The 22057-nt window shown below is 47.8% G+C and carries 19 protein-coding genes; 12 read left to right on the forward strand and 7 right to left on the reverse strand.

Annotation, left to right across the window (positions count from 1 at the left end):
* Window positions 1-396: 396 nt before the first annotated feature.
* Together X939_RS23735 and X939_RS0121475 are read right to left on the reverse strand one after the other, a co-directional pair.
* Window positions 397-570: a hypothetical protein gene (locus X939_RS23735; RefSeq protein WP_157493033.1), complete on the reverse strand. Its 174-nt coding sequence runs from the start codon at window positions 568-570 to the stop codon at window positions 397-399.
* Between the two features lie 139 nt (window positions 571-709).
* Window positions 710-1138, reverse strand: a complete 429-nt coding sequence (locus X939_RS0121475; protein WP_131694774.1) for a hypothetical protein — start codon at window positions 1136-1138, stop codon at window positions 710-712.
* A 1039-nt stretch (window positions 1139-2177) separates the two neighbouring features.
* Here X939_RS0121475 and X939_RS0121480 point away from each other — a divergent pair.
* The 12 genes from X939_RS0121480 (at window position 2178) to X939_RS0121540 (ending at window position 14214) form a co-directional block, all read left to right on the forward strand.
* Window positions 2178-2984 (forward strand): 3-keto-disaccharide hydrolase, encoded by an 807-nt coding sequence (locus X939_RS0121480; RefSeq protein ID WP_229236131.1) that lies wholly within the window; start codon window positions 2178-2180, stop codon window positions 2982-2984.
* A gap of 56 nt (window positions 2985-3040) precedes the next feature.
* Window positions 3041-3889 (forward strand): sugar phosphate isomerase/epimerase family protein, encoded by an 849-nt coding sequence (locus X939_RS0121485; protein WP_025765333.1) that lies wholly within the window; start codon window positions 3041-3043, stop codon window positions 3887-3889.
* A gap of 32 nt (window positions 3890-3921) precedes the next feature.
* The gene (locus X939_RS0121490; RefSeq protein WP_025765334.1) at window positions 3922-4749 is read left to right on the forward strand and encodes a sugar phosphate isomerase/epimerase family protein; all 828 of its coding nucleotides are present in this window, start codon (window positions 3922-3924) and stop codon (window positions 4747-4749) included.
* 52 nt (window positions 4750-4801) lie between these two features.
* On the forward strand, window positions 4802-5620 hold the full coding sequence (locus tag X939_RS0121495; RefSeq protein WP_310588083.1) for an alpha/beta fold hydrolase: 819 nt from the start codon (window positions 4802-4804) through the stop codon (window positions 5618-5620).
* 225 nt (window positions 5621-5845) lie between these two features.
* Window positions 5846-6877 (forward strand): aldose 1-epimerase family protein, encoded by a 1032-nt coding sequence (locus tag X939_RS0121505; RefSeq protein WP_025765337.1) that lies wholly within the window; start codon window positions 5846-5848, stop codon window positions 6875-6877.
* 83 nt (window positions 6878-6960) lie between these two features.
* The gene (locus tag X939_RS0121510; protein ID WP_025765338.1) at window positions 6961-8178 is read left to right on the forward strand and encodes a cupin domain-containing protein; all 1218 of its coding nucleotides are present in this window, start codon (window positions 6961-6963) and stop codon (window positions 8176-8178) included.
* A gap of 93 nt (window positions 8179-8271) precedes the next feature.
* Window positions 8272-9303, forward strand: a complete 1032-nt coding sequence (locus X939_RS0121515) for a sugar phosphate isomerase/epimerase family protein (RefSeq protein ID WP_025765339.1) — start codon at window positions 8272-8274, stop codon at window positions 9301-9303.
* Between the two features lie 65 nt (window positions 9304-9368).
* A complete protein-coding gene (locus tag X939_RS0121520; RefSeq protein ID WP_025765340.1) occupies window positions 9369-10532 on the forward strand; it encodes a Gfo/Idh/MocA family protein in 1164 nt (387 codons plus the stop codon).
* 125 nt (window positions 10533-10657) lie between these two features.
* Window positions 10658-12145 (forward strand): sugar ABC transporter ATP-binding protein, encoded by a 1488-nt coding sequence (locus X939_RS0121525; RefSeq protein ID WP_025765341.1) that lies wholly within the window; start codon window positions 10658-10660, stop codon window positions 12143-12145.
* 33 nt (window positions 12146-12178) lie between these two features.
* Complete coding sequence (locus tag X939_RS0121530; RefSeq protein ID WP_229236132.1) at window positions 12179-13129, forward strand: ABC transporter permease; 951 nt, start codon at window positions 12179-12181, stop codon at window positions 13127-13129.
* Window positions 13130-13237: 108 nt separating this feature from the next.
* Window positions 13238-13456 (forward strand): hypothetical protein, encoded by a 219-nt coding sequence (locus X939_RS0121535; RefSeq protein WP_131694775.1) that lies wholly within the window; start codon window positions 13238-13240, stop codon window positions 13454-13456.
* Window positions 13457-13551: 95 nt separating this feature from the next.
* The gene (locus tag X939_RS0121540) at window positions 13552-14214 is read left to right on the forward strand and encodes a thiamine diphosphokinase (RefSeq protein WP_025765344.1); all 663 of its coding nucleotides are present in this window, start codon (window positions 13552-13554) and stop codon (window positions 14212-14214) included.
* A 168-nt stretch (window positions 14215-14382) separates the two neighbouring features.
* Here the strand turns inward: X939_RS0121540 and X939_RS0121545 are convergent, their stop codons facing one another.
* The 5 genes from X939_RS0121545 to X939_RS0121565 form a co-directional block, all read right to left on the reverse strand.
* Window positions 14383-15555 carry a sialidase family protein gene (locus X939_RS0121545; protein WP_044200315.1) on the reverse strand — a complete coding sequence of 391 codons (1173 nt, stop codon included), beginning with the start codon at window positions 15553-15555 and terminating at the stop codon, window positions 14383-14385.
* An 8-nt stretch (window positions 15556-15563) separates the two neighbouring features.
* Complete coding sequence (locus X939_RS0121550; protein WP_025765346.1) at window positions 15564-16784, reverse strand: AGE family epimerase/isomerase; 1221 nt, start codon at window positions 16782-16784, stop codon at window positions 15564-15566.
* A gap of 37 nt (window positions 16785-16821) precedes the next feature.
* Window positions 16822-19458: a sodium:solute symporter family protein gene (locus tag X939_RS0121555; protein ID WP_025765347.1), complete on the reverse strand. Its 2637-nt coding sequence runs from the start codon at window positions 19456-19458 to the stop codon at window positions 16822-16824.
* Window positions 19455-20396 carry a dihydrodipicolinate synthase family protein gene (locus tag X939_RS0121560; protein WP_025765348.1) on the reverse strand — a complete coding sequence of 314 codons (942 nt, stop codon included), beginning with the start codon at window positions 20394-20396 and terminating at the stop codon, window positions 19455-19457. The genes X939_RS0121555 and X939_RS0121560 overlap by 4 nt, the downstream gene beginning before the upstream one ends.
* 79 nt (window positions 20397-20475) lie before the next feature.
* The gene (locus tag X939_RS0121565; RefSeq protein WP_025765349.1) at window positions 20476-22053 is read right to left on the reverse strand and encodes a RagB/SusD family nutrient uptake outer membrane protein; all 1578 of its coding nucleotides are present in this window, start codon (window positions 22051-22053) and stop codon (window positions 20476-20478) included.
* Window positions 22054-22057: the final 4 nt, after the last annotated feature.

Here is a 22057-nt window from a genome sequence, read left to right on the forward strand (position 1 = left end):
TTTCTTCTTCGAAGGTCTGGGCATGCAGCCCGGCAGTGAAAAGGTAAAATCGGGATGCCCAGTCAAAAGACGCTTATAAAAAACGCCATGCGGTTCACCCTGTGCGGGGCCACCCTATGCGGGGCAATAATATTGTTTTCATAGTTTCTTGAATTGATAGTTGATGATGGTGGTTTTACCCCAGTCTGAACGGGGAATAGAATAGGGTGATGATACTTGGATATAATTCCCCTTAAGAAAGATATAGGGAGCATATCCTCCATTGCCTATTGGTACTTGTTGTGTTGATTCTGGGAGTATGTTTACATCATCCGTTTTCTTGGGGACAATAGAGGAAAATCGGTAGCTTCCATTCTTGTCCGTTTCTGTAGTTAGGTCAAATGTGGGGACTCCGGATCAACCTCTATTGTCTACACCACCAAATCTCAATCCAGCCCCTTCCAGAGGCAGGCCGTTCTCGTCTATTACCTTCCCGGTCACAATCGTGGGGGCGTCAGGCAGCTTTTCCTTGCAGGAACTAGCCAAAAGCAGTGGCAGGGCCAAAAACTGTAATAGTTGTCTTCGTTTCATAGTGATATAGGTTTAATGTTGATAAGTGTTTTCTTCTTCGAAGGTCTGGGCGTGAAGTCCGGCAGTCAAAAGGCAAAATCGGGACGCGCAGTCCAGACGGCGGTGATGAAACACGCCATACGCACGAGGGATATATTTTTCATAATTTTCTAAATTGATAGTTGATGATGGTGGTTTTGCCCCAGTCTGAACGGGGAATAGAATACGGTGATGATACCTGGATATAATTCCCTTTAAGAAAAATATAGGCTTCGTAATCGGTATCATATTTTACCTTTTGGGTACTTCTAGGAAGTATTTCAACCTCATCTGTATCTCTAGGGACAATATAGGAAAATCGGAAGCTTCCATCCTTGCCCGTTTCAATAGTCAGGTCAAAAGTGGGAACACCGGAAAAACCTCTAATGTCTACACCGCCAAAACTAAATCCTGCCCCTTCCAGAGGCAAGCCGTTCTCGTCAATCACCTTCCCGGTTACAATCGTGGGGGCGGTAGGCAGTTTTTCCTTGCAGGAACTGGCAAAAAGCAGTGGCAGGGCCATAAACTGTAATAGTTGTCTTCGTTTCATCGCGATATAATTTAGTGTTATATCAATAGTTTTAATGACCAATATTACTATTTAATTTCCGATTCATTACTTGTCGTACGACAACATTTTAGCGTATTCTACGACAATATTTTTACTTGTTACACGACAAGTAAATTTAACTTAAACTCTTATATAACAGAACATTACCTATGAAAAACAACCTGGACGTCCCAAAAATACAATCAGGCATATACGTTGTTTTTTTGTTTAGAAAAGGCTCCAGCTGATAATCCAGCGCGATGGCCTTGTTGAGCAACACCTTCTCCTTTAGCCCCGAAACATCCATCCGGGCCACCCTGTGCGGGCCACCCTATGCGGGCCACCCTGTGCGGGCCACCCTATGCGGGCCACCCTATGCCCATCATTGCGCTTATCTCAATAGGAACCTATGGAACAAAACGCATCATATATTCTTATTATCTACTTTTAAATTAATTAAAATAAGCCTTAAAAACCCATTAACTCAGCAAAATCACATAACTATTTTTGATGCTACCTAACTGAACATTACGGGTCCGATTGTTTTTGTTTTGCCTAAAATTTTTTGTGACATTGAAAATCAGGCCGAGAATCATCAAAAGCATTCAAAGGGTTTATGCGAGGAAAGGTATCTTTGAACTTCGTCTGTAAAAGGGTTCAGGCAAGCATCAAAATTCTTCAAAGCGAATTCCCTGCTGGGTCATCAACTTGGCGGAAGCAGGGTTAAAGAACATTGGGTTCGACATACCCTGGGTTTCTTTCTTCCTTTGGATCATTCTGGTGCCCACGATGATGGTAGAATCGAGGGGTTGTAGCCTTTAGTATCTTTTTGGTGAGACGCAAGGGATCGAGGTGCTGAGTGGGGATTTGCAGCGGGTTGAGGTTAAAAAAGGAGACATTTTGGGTAGTACTTCTCTTTTTTTCGCCAAAGGCAGGTTACCACAGGACAGTCGGACGGATTATTTTAGGAATTTTTGGATATTAATTTCATCTTTTTAAAGAGATGAGACCATCAATACTCCTTCAATAAATAGGGGAAATGATCCTTAAAAGAGTCTTAAAACAAGTAAACGTACGGAAAATGAATTTTCAATGGGTGAAAGTACAATGGTTTGTTGCAGTGGTAGCATTGGTATCGCTACAGCTGTCCTGTAGTGCTCAGAAAAAAAGCAGCGATGGCTATGTGCAAATTTTCGATGGTAAGTCCTTAAAAGGATGGGATGGCGACTCGAAATACTGGCGCGTAGAGAACGGCAATCTGGTAGGGGAAATTACACCAGAAACGCTTCTGAAAACCAATTCTTTCATCGTCTGGCAAGGTGGACAGCCTGGCGATTTCGAGCTAAAAGGGCAATTTAAAATTACGGAGTCGGGAAACTCTGGTATCAATTACCGCAGTGAGCGACTGACCGACATCCCTTTTGCCTTGAAAGGCTACCAGGCCGATATCGATGGTAAAAACCGGTATACGGGTCAGAACTATGAAGAGCGCAAGCGTACCACGCTAGCCTACAGAGGCGAAGCGGTCGTTGTGAACAACCCTGCCAACCAAACCCCCGAGTCTTTTAAAGCCAATTTGAAAAATAATGCCTGGTTAGGCCGTACTGTAACGGGTTCTCTGGGCGAATCGGATGAACTGAAGAAAAAAATTAAAGGTGAAGACTGGAATGAATTTCACCTCGTAGTAAAAGGCAATCGCCTGCAACATTATATCAATGGTGTTTTGATGAGCGATGTAACCGACAACGATACCGTCAATGGTAACGCCAAGGGATGGCTGGGCATGCAGGTGCATGTAGGCCCACCCATGCAAGTCCAATATCGAAACATCAGGATAAAGCAATAATTCTGATTTTTCAATCATGCCGGAGGGCTTAGCGTTCCGGTGTACAAACTTGTAGCATGAACAAAGTAGGATTCAATGTATTGGCCTGGACGGCCGCCGTTTCGGACGACGTTTTTCCGATTGTGGAGCGATTGAAGTCCATCGGATACGATGGCGTAGAGTTTTATCTGGGCACTGCCGAGCTAGAGCCCTACCATCGCATGGGCGATTTTACCAAAAGTCTGGGCATGGAGACCACTGCCGTGGTAACGGTGGGCAAGGACGACAACCCCATCAGCGAATCGGCTTCGGTTCGTGGCAAGGCTTTGGACAAGATAAAATGGGCGGTAGATCGGGCGCATGCTTTAAATGCCTCCATCATCTGCGGCCCCTTTCACTCGGCCCATATGCAATTTGCCAATCGTCCGGCTCTGGATCAGGAATATGCCTTGGCGGGAGAAGTATTGCATGCCGCTGGGGACTATGCAGCCCAGGCTAATATCGTTTTCGCTTTGGAAGCCCTGAATCGCTTTGAATGTTATTTGTGCAATACAACGGTGCAGCTCCGTAAGCTGGTAGAAGCGGCCGATCACCCCAATGTAGGGGCGATGTTCGACACGCACCATGCCAATATAGAGGAGAAAAATTATGGTAAGGCATTAGAAGTAATAGCCCCATATCTGCGTCATGTACATATCAGTGAAAATGACCGGGGAACGCCTGGTGATGGTCAGGTGCTATGGGATGATGCTTTTTCGGCTTTGTCACAAATGAAATATGAAGGTTGGTTAACCATAGAGGCATTCTCACGCAACGACCCTGACTTTGCCAATGCCATCGGCGTATGGCGCGAATTTTCCGATCCCTGGGAAATAGCGGAGAAAGGGTATCAGTTTATCAAACAGATGTGTGAGAAGCACGCCTAAATTTTATATTCCATCCTTAATAAAATACATCCATGACAAATCAATTGCCATTCAAATTCGGCTCTGAAGTATATACCTGGTTTATGAGTAATAATGGCCAAACCCATGAAGGACGTTTGGGCCATTTTATTGAAGTGATTGCAAAGGCTGGGTTCAGCGGAATACAGCCGATCTTTACCTGGATGGGCGACCTGCAGGATGCCGATAAGTTGGAGGCTAAGCTGAAGGAGCAGGGGATAGAGCTGGCAGCCCTGGCCCTGGCCCTCGACTGGAATGAAGATGGGGAGACGGAAAGGGAGCGAGAGGTGGCCGATCATGCCATTCGGGTGTTGGAACGTTTTCCAGGAGCCATGCTCAATACAGTGCAGATCCCCACGGGAAGACATAACTTGGCCGAAAGACAAAAGCGCTTGGTAAAAACCGTGAATGCAGTATCCAAACGTGCTGCCGACCGTGGTGTCCCCTGTAGCTATCATCCCAACTCGCCGCATAGCTCCATCATTCGCACCGCCGAAGATTATAAGGTTGTCCTCGAAGGCTTGGATAGCAGCGTAACGGGCTGGACGCCTGACGTAGGGCATATTATCAATGGAGAGATGGACCCGCTTACGAAAATGAAGGAATATCAGCACCTGATCAATCATGTGCATTATAAAGATTGGAATGGAGATCCTGAATTTACCCTGATGGGTAGGGGAAAGGTCGATTTGCTTGGCGTAACGCAATGGTTGAAAGACATTGATTATAAGGGTTGGATCATCTGTGAAGATGAAGGGGAAGAAGCGCTGGAAGATCCAGATTTTGTGACCATTCACGATGGCAACTGGATACAGAAAGACCTGATCCCGAATCTGAAATAATCCTTATAAAACGATCATTTGGAGTAAAGACAATTCGTCTTTACTCCCTAATATGAATTTTGAAATGCCGACGATAGAGACCAATGGTATCAACCTATATTACGAAATAAAAGGAGAGGGAGAGCCCTTGCTGCTGATCATGGGGATTACCGCCCCAGGCTCGGTGTGGGGGCCTCATGTGGCCGATTGGCAGGAGCATTTTCAATGCATCGTAGCCGACAACAGAGGAGTAGGATTTTCGGATAAACCCGCAGGCCCCTATACTTCCGCAATGATGGCCGACGACTATGCCGGGCTGTTGGATCACTTAGGTATGGAAAATGTGTCTGTGGTAGGCTGCTCCATGGGCAGCATCATTGCCCAGCAGCTGGCCATCAGGCATCCGCATAAGGTGAAATCGCTGGTGCTGATGTGTCCATGGGCACGCTGCGACAGCTATGCCAAAGGGGTTTTTCAGCAGATGATCAACGCCAAAGCACGGTTTACCCCGGCAGAGTTTAGTCTGCACATTCAGTTGCTGATTTTTTCTAAATCACACTGGGATAAGCCCCAGGTGTTGAAAGAAATGGAAGAAGGGCGCTTGGCCGATGGTGAAAATCCTTTTCCACAACCCTTGCACGGGCTGGAGGGTCAGGCGGCGGCCTGTATTCACCACGACGCGCTTGCGGCGCTGGCCGAGGTAAAAAGTCCCACACTGGTAATTGGTGGGGATGCCGATATTTTTACTCCAGTATGGATGGCCAGAGAGGTTTCGGAGGCTATAAAAGGATCCCAGCTTTATCTATATGAAGGTCTGGGACATGGTTTTCATTTTGAGAATACTCCTGATTTTAATCCGAGGGTGCGGGAGTGGTTGCTAGCGCATTCCTAAACAAGGATGACCCTTTTTAGAAAAGGAGTATATTTTTGAATTGGATTTTTATATGTATTAGACCTTATCACGAATGATATTGTATGGCCATTTTGCTATCAGCTTTCAGCGGTCGGCAATCGACAAAAAATTTCGCCTCCAGAGCTGGTTTGACTACCGAAAGCTGACGGCCGAATGCGATCAGAAACCATTCATGATAAAGTTTATTAAAAAGATTATTAATATATGGCAGTCTGGGAAGAAGGTTGGAAGCACAAAATAGGAAATACCCACCAATTGGGAGGCATAGAGACCTCGGTTTTGGATAATGGCTCCGGTAGAGGCAACCGCATCGCTTGGTTTAATACAGGAGCAGGATTGCGCTTCAAAGTCGTGATCGACCGGGGTATGGACATCGCCGATGCCCAACATAAGCAGCATAACCTGGCCTGGCTGAGCCATGGAGGATTTACGGCTCCCGCACCTTTTTCAGACAAAGGAGCCGACTGGCTGCGGACCTTCGGTGGGGGCTTGCTCACCACCTGCGGACTCAGCCATGTGGGAGGGCCCGAGTCGGACGCCTATGGCGAAAGAGGACTGCATGGGCATGTTAGCAATCTGCCAGCAGAAATTATCTCCATCGTTCAGCCCGATGCCCAGCGTGGGCAGATGGAAATGCAACTTACGGGCATTATCCGCGAAACCAAGCCCTTTGGCCCTAGCTTGGAACTAAGACGCACCATATCGGCCACCTTGGGAAAGGCCGAGATTCGTATTCACGATGAGGTGTCGAACCGGGGAAATACCCCCGCTCCTCATATGCTGTTGTATCATTTCAATTTTGGCTGGCCGCTCGTTGACGCCGGAGCCAAATTGATGTGGGAGGGAAAGTGGCACCCTAGGTTGGGTGCAGAGAATGCCAAGATCTTTAAACAAGGGCAGGATTTCAAGACCTGTCCTCCGCCTATAGAGGATCATTTGGGTGCAGGAGAGGAGGTCGCACTGATCGATATCGAAGCAGATCGTGATGGGAACTGCCTCTGCGGAATTCGCAACGAAGCCCTGGGGCTGGTGCTGGAAATGCAGTTTAAAAAAGAGCAACTTCCATGGCTTGCCAACTGGCAACATTGGGGTCGCGACGAGTACGTGACGGCTCTGGAGCCTACCACCCACCCGCTTTCTGGCCAGGCCAAGGCGAGGGAAGATGGGTCGCTGATCATGCTGGAGCCTGGCGAAAGCAAGTGTTACGACCTGGTGCTCCGTTTGTTTAATGAATAAAAAATAAGGGCTTAGCAATATGCCGACATATCTAATTATCCTAATACCAAATTACTAACCATTTCTAAATTACATCTTATCCAATGAGCGTTTCAAGTATAGCAAAAAAGGCTTTAGAACAAGGCAAAGGAGTTTTAAGATTGGCTCCCACCTGGGTGCCACGGTCCTTCTGTGTGCCGGGTCGCCGTATAAAGCTTCATCCAGACGACTATTATGTATTGGGCGGAGAGCGAGGCGGAATCGATGAAAGATGGCTTTCCTCGACTACACCAGCGGAAAACGGCCCCTTAACAGGCGAAAATGAAGGGTTGAGCTTTATCGTTTTCAACGATGGCTCCGAGGAACATAAGATCACTTTACGCGATGCAGTGGACGAGCTGAAGGGAGAGATCATTGGCGACCGTCTTTGGAACGAGTACCAGAGCTGGCCGATGTACTCCAAGTTCTTCGATAATATGGGGCCCCTTCCGCACCATATTCACCACAATGATGAGCATGCAGCCCTGATTGGGCAAAAAGGCAAGCCAGAAGCTTACTATTTCCCACCTCAACTCAACAACCACGGTGGCGACTTCCCTTATACCTTTTTTGGAATAGCCCCTGGCACGACCAAGGAGCAGATTAAGGAGTGTCTGATGAATTTCTCAAAGGGTGATAATAAAATTACAAATTACTCTCAGGCCTTCCGCCTAGAGCCAGGTACAGGATGGGATGTTCCCCCAGGGATGCTGCATGCACCAGGTAGCCTTTGTACCTACGAACCTCAGAAAGCGTCTGATGTATTCGCCATGTACCAGTCGCTGGTAAACGAAGCCATTATTCCTGAGGAGTTGCTGTGGAAAGGTACGCCCGAAGATCGTATGGGAGATTACGATCAGCTGATGGAGGTGATCGACTGGGATTTGAACGTAAATCCGAACATCCTGGAAACCCGTTTTATGCGTCCGAAGCCAGTTTCTGATCTTGCTGAAATGGAGGCTCAGGGCTATGTAGAAAACTGGGTGTGCTATAAAAATGAAGCATTCAGTGCCAAGGAACTTACGGTACTTCCGGGTCAAACGGTGACCATCAAAGATGCTGCCGCTTATGGAATGATCGTGATGCAGGGGCATGGCAAATTCGGCGAATGGGATATAGAGACGCCAGCGCTGATTCGTTATGGTCAGCTTACCAACGATGAATATTTCGTGACTGAGAAAGCCGCTCAGGAAGGTGTTACCATTGTGAATCCTTCGGCCAACGACCCCATTGTGATATTGAAGCATTTTGGTCCGATGAATCCAGATTTGATATTAGAGTAAAATAGATTGGGGGTAGGTAGCCGCCTACCCCCGGATAAAACGGCCTTGAGAAAATCGTTAAGGCAATTTTTTTCATCATAAACTTTCAATAAAATGTCTGCTAATAACTTCCCAAAATTACATAATGCAACCTGGCCTGGTATCGTTGGCAAAGGTCCCGACTCAGAGCCTGTTATTTCATTTGATCAGATGCTAGAGGCTACTGCCGCAGCGGAAGTCGATGGGGTGAAATTTGATGGGGTCGATATCGGGCTTTTTGATCCACATATCGATCTGGACATGAGCGACGATGGCATCAAGAAGCTCGCCGACAAGGTAAGCTCTTTAGGACTTGAAATTGGTACCGTGGTAGCCCCCATCTGGGGAGGTCCTGCCATGGGAAGCAAGGACGAACGGGCAACATTCGTAGAAATGGTGAAGAAGTCGGCACGCATGGCGAGCAAACTTCGTGAGCTGGGTGTACGCCCCAACGGCGTGGTTCGCATCGACTCGGCCAGCAAGCCTGAAGCCTGGGCACTCGATCCGGCAGGAAACACCAAGCTGATTGCCGAGACATTCCGTGCAGCCTGCGACGTAGCAGCAGAATATGGAGAGTCATTGGCTGCCGAAGGCGAGATCTGCTGGGGGGGCATGCAAAGCTGGAAAACCATGATCGATACTCTGGAGGCGGTAGATCGTAAAAATATAGGTTTCCAAGCCGATATGTCCCATACGCTTTTGTATTTGCTAGGTTATAACCGTCCTGAAGATCGGATATTGCCTGCTGATTTTGATTGGAGTGATCGGAAGACTTTGGATGCTGGCTTGCGTAAGCTTACGGATGCCCTTCGTCCCTGGACGATTGACTTCCACGTTGCGCAAAACGACGGTACCGTCCACGGTACAGGATCACATGATAAAACGGGGCGCCATTGCCTGGCCACCGACCCAAATGGTAAGTTGGACATCGCCTATCACGCTGGTTTCTGGTTAAGAGACGGAGATGGTGAGCTCACCAAGCGCTTCAAGCATATCTGCTGGGATGGATGTATGTTCCCCAATGAGGTGATGACCAAGCCCCAGACCTGGAACGATATCCTGGCAGCGATGATCAAGGTGCGTAATGCCCATGGCTGGAACGCCTGATAGCAGTATTCACGCCTTTGGCAGACTTCGTTTTTTAATTATTAATTTTCTAAACCTGAAAAATAATGTCCGATAAAAAAGAAATCAGAATTGGGCTCATCGGAACGGGCCTAATGGGACGTACCCATTCCAATGGATATAATAGAATGCGCAACTTTTTCCCGGAGTTGGAATATATGCCCGTATTGAAGGCGGTATGTTCCAGAAACGAAGAGAAGGTACGCAAGTTTGCCGATCAGTGGGGATATGATTCTATAGAGACCGACTGGAGAGCAGTAATAGCCCGGGATGATATTGATGCTGTTGACATCTGTACACCTAATAATACCCATGCTGAGATCGCTTTGGCAGCTGCTGCGGCCGGGAAAATGATTCTATGCGAAAAACCACTAGCACGCACGTTGGCTGAGGCCGAAGCCATGACGGAAGCCGTACAAAAGGCTGGCGTGAAAAACACCGTTTGGTACAACTATCGACGTGTACCTGCCGTTACCTTGGCCAAGCAAATCATAGACTCTGGAAAGTTGGGGCGCATATTCCATTATCGGGCCAATTTCTTGCAAGACTGGACCATCAGTCCCGACGTGCCGCAGGGAGGCGATGCTACCTGGCGTCTCGACGTAGACGCTGCGGGGTCGGGCGTGACCGGCGATTTGCTGGCACACTGTATCGACACGGCGATGTGGCTGAATGGCGGCATCAAAGACGTGTCGGCCGTTACCGAGACTTTTATTAAAGAAAGAATTCACCAAGGCACCGGAGAGGTGCAGAAAGTAGGCATAGACGATGCCTGTCTGTTCCATTGCCATTTCGATAATGGATCTTTGGGTTTGTTTGAGTCTACCCGCTACGCCCGTGGACACAAGGCCTTGTATACCCTGGAAATCAATGGGGAGCATGCATCCATTCGTTGGGATCTGCACGATATGAACCGCCTGGAATATTTCGACCATTCCGATGATTCTGTGGTTCGTGGTTGGAGGTCCATTCTGATTACTGATGCGGATCAGCCCTATATGAAACGCTGGTGGATTCCCGGAACCATCATTGGATATGAACACTCTTTTGTACATCAGGTCGCCGACTTCCTAGATAGCCTTGAAACCGGTAAAGAATGTAACCCTACCTTTTACGATGCACTACAGACTCAGAAGGTTTGTGAGGCCGTAATCGATTCGGCCAATACCAAGAGCTGGAAGGATACCGGTGTGAAATGGACCGAGTCATAATTCGGCAATAACAAAAGATCCCGGCCGGAGCCGGGCCATTTTACCCTTTCAGATGGCTACGCTGTAGACTCCTCTGAAAGGGTATTTTTTATCCTACCATCGTCTGACCTAAATACGTCGCAACTATGCCTCAACCTATACTCCAGGTAAGCCATTTATCCAAGTCATTTTCGGGTACTAGAGCCCTCGAAAATGTCGGTTTAGAAATTTTTGCAGGAGAAGTGCATGCACTCATGGGCGAAAATGGCGCGGGGAAATCTACTTTGATGAAAGTATTAATGGGGCTGGTGAAGCCCGATGCGGGAACCATTATCTTCGATGGAGAACCGATCGTGCCCTATAAAAATACCCAGCAACTCAAAGGCAAATTGGCCATGATACACCAAGAGTTACTAGTAGTGCCGGGACTTACGGTAGCGCAGAATCTTTTCCTGGGGCGGGAACGTGAATTCTCATTCTCCTTTTTATTAAGAGATGGAGCCATGAACACAGCGGCCCAAGGGATTCTTAGCCGTTTGGGATTGACCCTGGACCCCAGCATCCCTATGCAGGAATTGTCTATCTCCCAGATGCAAATGGTGGAAATCGCCAAGGCGGTTTCTATGGATGCCCGGGTGATCGTGATGGACGAGCCTACGTCTGCCATTTCAGACCGGGAGGTAGCCGCCTTATTTGCCATCATCGCCGACTTAAAGGCGAAAGGGGTTGCCATCGTATACATCAGCCACAAAATGGATGAGGTATTTAAGATTTCCGACCGTATCACGGTCTTACGGGATGGGCGGCATATTCGCACCGCTCCTGCCAGCAGTCTGGATCAAGAACAGCTCATTGGCCTGATGGTAGGCCGGGAGATCAAGGGGCTTCACCAGCATTCCGCTCTGTCAGAAAGCGAGGAGGTTCTTTCAGTGGTGGACCTTGGCAAATCGTCGGCGTTCTCGGGTATCAACTTTTCACTACATGCCGGGGAGGTTTTGGGCATTGCAGGACTAATGGGTGCGGGGCGCACTGAACTCGCCCGGGTGCTCTATGGCCTCGATCAACCCGATAGAGGGCAGGTGTTTATCGACAAGGAGGCGGTCGTAATTGGCAATCCTCGACAGGCCATTACTTTGGGGATAGGCTATGTCAGCGAGGATAGGAAACGGTATGGGTTTATTCCGAAAATGTCAGTGGCAGAAAATCTTACCCTTTCGAGTCTTCTCAGGCATAGAAAAGGCTTTGCCCTTGGAACAGAATCAGAGAAAGAAGTAGTAGATCGGAATGTCCAAAGTTTGAATATAAAATCGGCTGGAAGGAATCAAAAAGTAGGGGAGCTCAGCGGGGGGAATCAGCAGAAGATCGTGCTGGGCAGGGTGATGAACGCCGACCCACGGATTATTATTCTGGATGAACCAACAAGAGGAGTCGATATAGGTGCCAAATTTGAAATTTATCGACTCATTGAGCAGTGGAAGGCGTCCGGGAAGGCCATCATCATGATTTCTTCTGAGCTTCCAGAGATTTTGGGCATAAGCGATCGTATTTTGGTGTTGGCGCAAGGCCGACAAACGGCATTGCTCTCTCGTACAGAGGCGTCGGAGGAGCGTATCATGAAACATGCCTTACAGTAAATCAGATTGTATTCTAATAAATTATCATCAATAGTGGAAAAGCAAATCAATTTTAGACTCACCCGAATCGGTCAGTACGGTATTTTCCTCGCTTTTTTGGGGATCTGTATTGCTATGGCCCTGACGACTCCCAGATTTTTAACGGTGTCCAATCTGCTGATCATTGGAACCCAGGTGTCCATCAATGCCCTACTCGCATTTGGAGTCACTTTCGTCATTATTTCAGGGGGTATCGACCTTAGCTTGGGGTCTATGGTGGCAGTGGCTGGCGTGGTTGCCGCCATGTTTGCCCATCCGGATACGTACCCATTGGTGGTGCCTATCGTGCTGGGTTTGCTGGCGGGCGTCGGCATAGGTCTTTTTAATGGACTAGTGATCACCAAAAGTAAGGTGCCCCCCTTCATCGTGACTTTGGGCACTATGACGATCGGTAGAGGGTTGGCACTCATATTAAGTAAAGGAAGGCCCATTTCCAACCTTTCCGATTCTTTCAATTTTATAGGTGGAGGGAGCCTGTTTGGCCTGCCTTTTCCCATCATAATTCTGATACTGGCATTTGTCATTTGCTCCTTTATTTTGGGCAAAACGATCTTGGGCCGCTACATCTATGCTGTAGGAGGAAATGAAGATGCCGCATTAGCCTCGGGCATTCCTGTCAAAGCCGTTAAGCTAAAGGTTTATGCGCTCTGTGGACTTTTGTCGGCATTAGGAGGGATATTGCTGACCTCACGTATCACCACCGGGCAGCCCAATGCTGGCGCCGGCTTCGAACTGGATGCGATTGCTGCGGTTATCATTGGGGGAACCAGCACCACGGGCGGTACAGGAACCATGACGGGCACCCTCATTGGCGCCTTGCTCATCGGCGTCATTAGCAATAGCCTCGACCTGCTCAACGTAACCTCGTACTACCAACAGGTTGTTATGGGTTCTATCATCATTGGTGCCGTGGTGTTGGATGGTTTGGGGAAAAAGAGTAGTTAAATTTCATGGAATATTTTCATTTTGTAAACGGAAATAGGTGCTTTTTTGATAATTATAGAGTTTCTTACTACCTTGAAACTGCTAATAACCACCCAAAGGGGAACGGAGATGAAAGACGAATCTACCAATAAAGAAAATACAGAGCTTGCAGAAAAGCTGGACTATTTGAATCAGATCACTAAAGATGCCAAGGAGTACTATCAAAAGTTATTACATTCCAATAACGAGGTGCCCTATATTCTTGGCCAGCTCAATAAGGAGGTTAACCAGCTGAACAGTCAGGTGGCCCAGTATGAGCGCAACGTGAGTGATCTGAACGATAAGTAATGAATCGGTACCATCTGGTTCTTTAGAATTCCATATCCAGTCGATCACTTTTTAACTGGACTAAATAGACTTCCTTACGTTTTTTTGAATCATACATGTCTTCGCATCATATTGTACGGGAGAAGCAGGAACCCGCATTGATTATTGCCAATGGAGAAGCCTGCAGCGAGGCCTTATTGGGGCAGCTATTGGAATGGAGCCCATTTGTTGTTGTCTTAGATCATGCCATCTATCGGGTTTTGGAGCTGGGGATCAAAGTGGATCTTTGGATGGGGGACTTCGATCAGCCCCATGATTTTGAGTTGATACGCGCTTCGCAGCAGCCCTTGGAAATCTTGGCCACGCCCGACCAGGACAAGACAGACTTAGAAAAAGCCATCGATTTGTTGATTGAGCGAGGCTTTCCCGCCGCCAATATCGTGTGGGCTACGGGGCGTCGTGCCGACCATGCCATTACCAATATCACCAATATCGTCCGCTATAAAAACCAGATCAAGCTCGTTCTTTTCGACGACTACTCCAAAATATTTCCCCTGGCAGGCACCTTTCAGAAATGGTATGTGGCAGGGACGCCTATCTCCCTTATTCCGGTAGGAGCAGTAAAAGGGATCAATACAACGGGCCTGAAATACAACCTGCAGGACGACATGCTTGTTCTGGGCCATCGGAGTGGCAACAGCAACGAGGCCGAAACAGATGGCATCGTAACCATCTCCGCCCAGGAAGGCGATCTGATCATTATGGAGTGCTGGGATTGAGCGAGAATGGTATCCGTCCAAAAACAACCCCTTTCAAATTCCATATGTGCGTCTCGAAATTGGCTTGGCTGAAGTTCCATATTGTTATCAATACAGGCTTTTATGCGTAAATTGCTTTGTATCAAAGGTCTGTAAAGACACAGCTTCACGGTCTAGCCTTCTGTGCCTTTATGGCTTCTCCCAACCAACCTCTTTAAAAGAAATGCTTTTGTACCCATTTCTTTCGTATAATACGCCAATTTTTTTCTTGCTTGTTGTGGCTATATCGGCATAGGCGGTAAAATCCTTTTGCTGACCGTTGCCTTTGTCAATTACGGTGCCCTTTGTCCAGGTTTTGCCTTCGTCGGTACTGATGCGTAGGGTGAGGTTGTCCCGCTGGCTGGTATGGTCATTATTGACGAAGGCCAATGCCGTCTTGCCTTTTATTTTGCCTAGGTTGAGGAGGCTTCCCTGGCATACCGGGTCGGGCAACTGGCGATCGAAATAGGTGCTGTCCCAGCTGGCGCCGCCATCGGAGCTAAAGGCCACGATCCTCGCTTTGACATCCCCCTTTTGATTTCGGGCATTAAACAGTAAACGGCCGTTGGAGAGTGCTGCCGCCGTAGCCTCATTGGAGCCCAGGAAGGAAATGGTTTCGCTGAGTTGGAAGGTCTTGCCATGGTCGTCGGAATAGTATCCATGTGCCTGATAGTCTTGGGCATGCGCCTTGGGAGCTCCAGCCGAATGGTTGGCGGCGATGTATATTCTGCCCTTGAATGGGCCAGTCCCTATCTGCAGGCCATGGCCGGGGGTGTTGGCATAGCTCCGCCAGTCCTCCGGGAAGGTATAGGCCGCATTGACTTCCGGCTGATTGGGCCTATGAACCTGGGTGGTAATGTTGACGGGTGCCGACCAGCTATGTCCCATGTCGGTGGAGGTGATGTACCAGGCCTCCCTGAGACCCTTGCCCGTGCGAACTTCCCCTTCATGATTGTTGCCGGTATTATAAAACAAAAACAGTCGGCCTTTGGGATATAGTGGGTCGAGCAGATCCAAAACCGGAGCCGGGTTCCCCGCTTGTAGCTGGTCGTATTCGGCTACTACTGCTAGTGCCGACCAGGTTTTTCCTCCGTCGCTGCTCCTTTTGAGCACGATGTCGATATTCCCAAAGTCGCCACTCCCGCCGACTCTCCCTTCGGCAAAGGCCAGGAGCTCTCCCTTTGGGGTGGCGATCAGGGCCGGGATCCGGAACGATTGGTACCCTTCCTGTCCCGATGTAAAGACGGGTGTTTGGGCTGTGGCAGGATTGATAAGGATGATTAAAAGAAAAAAAAGGTAGAGGATCGGATGCTTTTTCATCATAAATTGGTTTAGGGTTTTTTATTTAGGTCTGATAACTGAGGGTGATTTTTTTCTATAAAATCCTGGAGCAACAGGGTGCAGTACCATTCTTGTCGGGGTAGATGAAAGGGGCCTTTGAATAGGTTGCCTTTTGCTGTTTGACTAATCGTTCCGTCGCGGTGCAGATACCCGAACCACTCCCCATTCTCCTTGTCATGGAAATGGCTGTAGGCATACTGATGTACCATTTGATGCATGTGAGCATATTTTTTGTCGCCAGTAAGGGTATAAGCGAGTAAGGTTGCTATGATGGCTTCATTATGTGGCCACCAAAATTTCATGTCGTGCCAATATTCCTGAACGGGTCGGTGATATACATCGCGATAGTAATATAGACCCTGATATTCCTGGTCCCAACCTCTGGTCCACATATAATCCAGCATCTTACATCCAAGCCGAATCAATTCGGGGTCGTTATTACGGTATTTTGCTTCATGGAGAATAAACCAGGCTCCCTCAATGGCATGACCAGGATTGAGCATTCGGCCATCGAAATGATCCATTACGGAGCCGTCGGGGGCAACCAGTTCCATTACTACCTGCAAATCGTCTTTTACAAAATAAGTAGAAATTTCTGAAATACAGCGGTCGATAATCTGGCTGCATCTGGGATCATCCAGATGTTGACGCATCTGCTGTGCCGTATTTAGCATAATCATGGGGGGGGCAATACTTCTTCCGGGCCGAACATTGGTAAATTTTGCTTCCAGTATGGACGGGTTTTCCCAGTAGTGGATACATTTTCCGAATAGCGATTTCGCTCTTTCTGCCGACGGAGCATCCCCGCTTGCATTGGCAAAGGCGGCATGGGCGATGCAGGCAAAAGTCTCCGAAAAATAATACCTCCTTTTACGGATAGCCTCTCCACTGCGGGTGACATGGAAGAACATACGTTCGTCCTGATCGAAACAATGTTGGTTGATAAAATCTATTCCGCTTTTAGCGGCGCTAAGCCAGAAAGGGTTTGAGTCTATTGTTTGATAAATGGTGGCTAGGGTCCATGCCGTTCTTCCCTGGAACCATACCGATTTGTCCTCGTCGAGGAGCTTGCCATCAAAGTCACGCATGAGCAGGTATCCACCATGCGTAGGGTCCATGGCACGGGGAAACCAGAATGCCATGGTGTCTTCAAGTAATTGTTTGCGATAAAATTCCTGTAAATTCAGGAGGTCATGCGGAGTATAGGACATGGGTGATACAGATGCTATTATGGATTTTTTTATGCAATTAGGTGTAGCGGGTAAGCCCTTTCAGATCCGACTTTGGGGGCCAGATCAGGCTCAATAGATATCCTGAAACCATGCAGCTCATCAACCCAGTAAAGGCATAGAGGAGAAAATGCATGGTGCTATACTGTTGGATAAACAATTGGGTAATGCAACTGATGACCATGCCAAGCATAACGCCATGGCCATTGGCTCTGGTGGTAAATATGCCTAGCAAGAAGGCCCCCCCAATGCAGCCTGTAAACAGGCCTAATATGGTGTTGAACTTATCCCAAAGGGAAGATACTCCCTTATAGGCCATATATAGGGCGATAACCGTTACAAATAGTCCCAGGGCGAAGGTGGTGATTCGGGCAAATAACAAGCTTTGGGCTGGGGTGGCCTGCGGTTTTAACTTTTGGTAAAAATCGGTGGTCAAAAGGGTAGCTGTCGAATTCATGCTGGCCTCGGTGCTGCTCATGGCGGCAGCAAATATTCCAGCGATCAACAATCCTGATAGCCCTGCCGGCAGCTGACTGACGATATACCAGGGGAAAATATTGTCCTGGCTGTCCAGAGCCATGTTCACCAATTGTGGTTGCTCCCGATAAAAAAGGTAAAGTAATGTGCCGATGGAGAAAAAAACGAGGGTTGAAGGCAAGGTAAGCCATGCGCCAAGTTGTAGACTCTTGATGGACTCCTTTTCTGATTTTGTTGTCAGATAACGCTGGACGGTAGTTTGATCGGAGCCGTATGTAAGTAAATTAATGGCCATTCCACCGATGAGTACCACCCAGAAAGTAGGTTGAGTAAAGTCGAAACGGAAGTCTAGTGTTTTGAGCTTTTCCTGGTTTTGTAGTGCCATCGTCCCCTGCTCCCAATGCTGGATATGGAATGGGAGATAGAAGAGACAAAATAATGCGCCAATCGCCAAAATTAGAACCTGGATAACCTCCACCCAGATTACGGCTTCAATGCCGCCCTTTACCGTAAAAAAGATGCTGATGGCGCCTATAACGATAATGCAAATGTGAACAGGGATGCCCGTAACGAGGGTTAGCGCGATGCTGGGCAATAGCACCACGATGCCCATGCGTCCCAATTGTAACAGGACGTAAAGTGAAGAAGCCAGAATACGACAACCGAAATGGAAACGCTGACCTAGATATTCGTAAGCAGAAGTCACTCCTAACCTTCGGTAAAAGGGAATGAAATACCGGGCAACAATCGGCATGACCAGGATGATGGTCATTAATAAAAAGAAATACGTCCAGTCGGTTGCGTAGGTTTTGGCGGGAATACCCATAAAGGTGATGGCACTAAGTTTTGCGCCAAAAATACTTATTCCCGCAGCCCATTGGGGGATCCTTTCACCTCCCTTAAAATAGTCGTGTGTACTGTTCGTATGACCGGTGAATAGATACCTTCCTGCTGTCATCAGCAGGAAGCATATGAGTAAAACCAAAGAGTCTATCCAAGAAAAAAAAGTTTTATTCTGAATGCTTCCAACTATGATTTCCGGTGTTCGTAGACCAGGACGTATTTCTCCGCTAGGAATAAGGATGTCGTCCCCCCATTTTACAGCGGTGGTGGTTACAGGTCCGGGTTGAGGCAAGGTACCTATGCTGGTCCAGGTATCGGTGATGGTATTGTACAGGAGTAACTCCTTAGAAAAGCCTGTATGGGAGGTTAGTAGCGCTAGTTTTTCGGTCTTCAATCGGTCCGCTTCCAGCAAATCAGTCGCCTGCTTTAGGCGGATATTGTAATCTTCAATTCTGTGAAATACTTGCCCCTGGTCACCACCAATTAGGAGGATATAGGAAGCTCCTACTGCCACTCCGGTGCCTGCCGATAGGTTGGTGGTGGTATTTCCATTCCCAATGGGCGCTTTTTCCGACCAGGTTTTTGCTACGGGGTTATAGCGAAAAGTATTACCATATAGCTTGCTGATTGCGGAAAGCTGAGCCGAGCGGCCACCCAATACATACAGACTTGGTTGACTACCATCGCTTTGGGCGACTACTACAGCATGAGAGCGCGCCGAGGGTAGGTCGGGTAGAGCGGTCCAGCTTGGACTAGCGTCGTCCCGATTCAGGCTAAAGCATCGCCGGGAGGGGCCGTCCTCATTTTCCCCACCAATGGCGTATACGACCGAACCGATATGGGTAAGGCCTACATTCGTCAGGGGGATAGGTAAGCTTGGCAAAGAAATGATCCTCACACGGGTTTCTTCCCATCGCATTAAGAAAGCGTCGGCGGTAGGGATTCCGTTAATTTCTCCACCTACGCATACCACCCCATCTTCCATGCTAGTGCTACCTCCATAAGCTACAGGGTGGGGAAGCAGGGTATTTTGAAATAGCGTACATGCATACCCAGCTTCCGCTTTTCTGAGTATGTAGATTTCTTTTTTGTAATTTTTTGTACCTCCCTGCCAGGGCATTTGGTCAGGAAAATTCGCTCCGCCAGCGATTAGCATTACCCCTTTGTGGATGCCCACGAAAGCACCGGCTACTCCGGGCTGTTTATGCCCTGGTGCATCAGGTAGTTTGGTGGCCACAGTCCACTTTATGTCGTTGGCCATTTCACTTTGAGCATGAATCTTACCCTTTACCATGAAGAAATATAATAGCACTATCAGTATGCGTGGAAAGGTCATGAGCTATGGGGTTTCTGACATGGAATGGAGCGGAATTTATCAAAATTGAGAGCGGTTACCTCGGTTTGGAATGCGGTGAATCGATCAGAGTTCATATTTCCCACTGGAAGCCTGAATTCTCCACAATCCATACCCACCACTTTCATATAAGACTTGCCCACCGAAATGCCTCCATACTTTCCAAGGAGTCGGATCATATTAATGGAAGTCTGTTGAAGTTTAGCAGCAGTTAACAGGTCATTTTTTTCATAAGCCTCTATTAAACGCAGATATAAAGGAGCTGCGTAATTGAAGGTACTGCCCACGGCTCCTTTGGCCCCTACCGCTAAGGCGGATAACATATTTTCATCCCTTCCCCACAGCATATCGTAACGTTGGCGTTGGTAATTTATGCAGGACTGGAAATCCATGAAGTCTTCGTGGGTGTATTTAATGCCGGCAAAATTAGGTAAAGTGCCATCCAGGTTTTTTAGCAAATCCAGCATAGGGAATCCAACACCCGTGAGAACCGGAATATGATAATAGTAAAATGGCAGGTCGGGGACACTGTTGGCTACCATCCGGATGGAGTCGGCCAAAAGAGATATAGACGCTGGTTTGAAATAAAACGGGCTGGTCATAGAAACGCCATATAGACCAACCTGTTGGGCGTGCTGTGCCAGATCAATAGCATCGGCCAGGCAAGTGCCCCCCACCAGGGTCATCACCTTAAAGGCTGGATCGGCTGCGGTGCAAGCGGCCCAGGCCTCAGCAACCTGTTTTTTTTCTGTTAGGGTAAGGGAGACGCCCTCTCCTGTGGAGCCGCAAATAAAGGCACCAGAGATCTGATTATATTTTAGAAACTGATAGTATTCAGTAATCTTTTCAAGATGAAGCCGGCCATCAGGATACATGGGAGTAAAGGGAGCTGCAATGAGGCCGGTAAGTTTTTGGTTCATGTTTTTAGGCATAATGGAAAATAGAATGAAATGATGAGGGCTCCGCAGAAATCATTGGAACCCCCCTATTGTGCGTTTTCTAGTTAGGTCGGGCGGTCATGTATCCTGGAGTTTGTTTTACCAGTGGATCGTTGGTCCAGATATTGGCTTCAATGGGCCAAAGCTGCCGATACCCCTGGGTTGCTTTATCGAGTAAACCGTAGGGGTGAAGGGTGCTTTTAAAAACCAATGGTACTCCCGCTACTTTCATTCGACGAAGATCGTACCAATGTTTTCCTTCAAAAACAAACTCTTTGACTCGTTCCTTAAAGATAGCTAATTCACTGGCATCCTGATTCTGGTAGACGAAGGGTTGTGGATCTTTTCCAGGGCCGAAGGCTCGATCACGAATGGCTTGCACATAGGTCGTAGGATCTCCGTTTTCTGCATTAACCACTTCTGCCAGCATCAAAAGTCGGTCAGCCTCCCGATATACGGGCCAATCGTCGGAAAAGTATCTTTTGTTAGCATCTAGTGTCCCCAGAAATTTTACCAATGCAGTGTTACGAATGGCGACTTCATACGGTTTTTGGCCGGTGTTCACTTTATAATAGTCGTAAAACGTCGCCATACGACGGCTGTCGGCGGGGTGATATGATTGAAATAAGGAGAAGGTATACCCGTAGCGCTGAATCACTTGTTGCGAGTTGGAAGCGGCGAGTATCAAAGGGTCTACCAGAAAGTTTCCAATCCCCTCAGAGACGGTGCTGTCTTTGTAATGAAGTCCGTTAAAATTGAAAGTAGAATAGGTATAGGCCGCCACTCCACTCATTTCGGACTCTCCCACTTTATTGTGAATGGCCAATATGATTTCATTATTGTTTTTATTGCCATAGGAAAATACATCGGAAAACTTGGGAAGGAGCTGACTGCCTGCAGCAGCGGTGAGCGCCGACTTAGCTAGAACCAAATCGCTGGTATTTCCATACACTTTCGCCGACCAGAGCATCACCTCAGCCTGAAGCATCAGGGCTGCACGTGGGGACCATTGGCTTTTATTTGGTGGAGAAGTCTGAGATCCAAAGTGCTCAACAGCCTTGTTGATGTCCGCTTTGATAGCCTGCAATACGGCCTCCTCAGACGATCTCTTCTTCCGTAAGCTAATGGCGTCTGTGGAGCCATTCAGAACTTCTGGTTCGAGTACCAGGGGTACACCCCCATAGGTGCGTAGCAAATGGAAATAGTAGTAGGCCCGCATCGCATACCCCTGGCCTAACAAGTACTGTTTTCTTTGATCAGGTATAAATTCTATGTTTTGTAATTTATTAAGAAATAGATTGATCTGTAGGATCGCTCCATAAAACCCTGCCCAGTTACTTACGCCAGGAGAGGTCTCTTCCAGGCGTTGTTCGATGATAGGAAGTTCATTTAGAGAGGTAGCTTGTCGGTCTACGTTGCTATAAAACCCTCCACGCATTTCGCCCAGTCGTAAGAACTGGAATTGGTTGTCGCGGAATTGTTTGTGCAATCCCACCATGAAGTTGTTGACCTGAGCTTCAGATTTCCAGAAGTTCCCACTTCCAAAATAGTCCTCCGGTGCCAGGTTAAGGCTATCTTGACAGGCCATAGTCCAAATAATAAGGGCTAGGCTAAAGAGTATTTTTGATATTTTTTTCATGTAA

The organism is Dyadobacter tibetensis Y620-1, assembly GCF_000566685.1.
GTDB lineage: Bacteria > Bacteroidota > Bacteroidia > Cytophagales > Spirosomataceae > Dyadobacter > Dyadobacter tibetensis.

Bases quoted from the DNA above. Each gene is read 5' to 3' on its own strand.
- X939_RS23735 (WP_157493033.1), bottom strand. From the start codon at position 570: ATGAAACGAAGACAACTATTACAGTTTTTGGCCCTGCCACTGCTTTTG.
- X939_RS0121475 (WP_131694774.1), bottom strand. From the start codon at position 1,138: ATGAAACGAAGACAACTATTACAGTTTATGGCCCTGCCACTGCTTTTT.
- X939_RS0121480 (WP_229236131.1), top strand. From the start codon at position 2,178: ATGATCCTTAAAAGAGTCTTAAAACAAGTAAACGTACGGAAAATGAAT.
- X939_RS0121485 (WP_025765333.1), top strand. From the start codon at position 3,041: ATGAACAAAGTAGGATTCAATGTATTGGCCTGGACGGCCGCCGTTTCG.
- X939_RS0121490 (WP_025765334.1), top strand. From the start codon at position 3,922: ATGACAAATCAATTGCCATTCAAATTCGGCTCTGAAGTATATACCTGG.
- X939_RS0121495 (WP_310588083.1), top strand. From the start codon at position 4,802: ATGAATTTTGAAATGCCGACGATAGAGACCAATGGTATCAACCTATAT.
- X939_RS0121505 (WP_025765337.1), top strand. From the start codon at position 5,846: ATGGCAGTCTGGGAAGAAGGTTGGAAGCACAAAATAGGAAATACCCAC.
- X939_RS0121510 (WP_025765338.1), top strand. From the start codon at position 6,961: ATGAGCGTTTCAAGTATAGCAAAAAAGGCTTTAGAACAAGGCAAAGGA.
- X939_RS0121515 (WP_025765339.1), top strand. From the start codon at position 8,272: ATGTCTGCTAATAACTTCCCAAAATTACATAATGCAACCTGGCCTGGT.
- X939_RS0121520 (WP_025765340.1), top strand. From the start codon at position 9,369: ATGTCCGATAAAAAAGAAATCAGAATTGGGCTCATCGGAACGGGCCTA.
- X939_RS0121525 (WP_025765341.1), top strand. From the start codon at position 10,658: ATGCCTCAACCTATACTCCAGGTAAGCCATTTATCCAAGTCATTTTCG.
- X939_RS0121535 (WP_131694775.1), top strand. From the start codon at position 13,238: ATGAAAGACGAATCTACCAATAAAGAAAATACAGAGCTTGCAGAAAAG.
- X939_RS0121540 (WP_025765344.1), top strand. From the start codon at position 13,552: ATGTCTTCGCATCATATTGTACGGGAGAAGCAGGAACCCGCATTGATT.
- X939_RS0121545 (WP_044200315.1), bottom strand. From the start codon at position 15,555: ATGATGAAAAAGCATCCGATCCTCTACCTTTTTTTTCTTTTAATCATC.
- X939_RS0121550 (WP_025765346.1), bottom strand. From the start codon at position 16,784: ATGTCCTATACTCCGCATGACCTCCTGAATTTACAGGAATTTTATCGC.
- X939_RS0121555 (WP_025765347.1), bottom strand. From the start codon at position 19,458: ATGACCTTTCCACGCATACTGATAGTGCTATTATATTTCTTCATGGTA.
- X939_RS0121560 (WP_025765348.1), bottom strand. From the start codon at position 20,396: ATGAACCAAAAACTTACCGGCCTCATTGCAGCTCCCTTTACTCCCATG.
- X939_RS0121565 (WP_025765349.1), bottom strand. From the start codon at position 22,053: ATGAAAAAAATATCAAAAATACTCTTTAGCCTAGCCCTTATTATTTGG.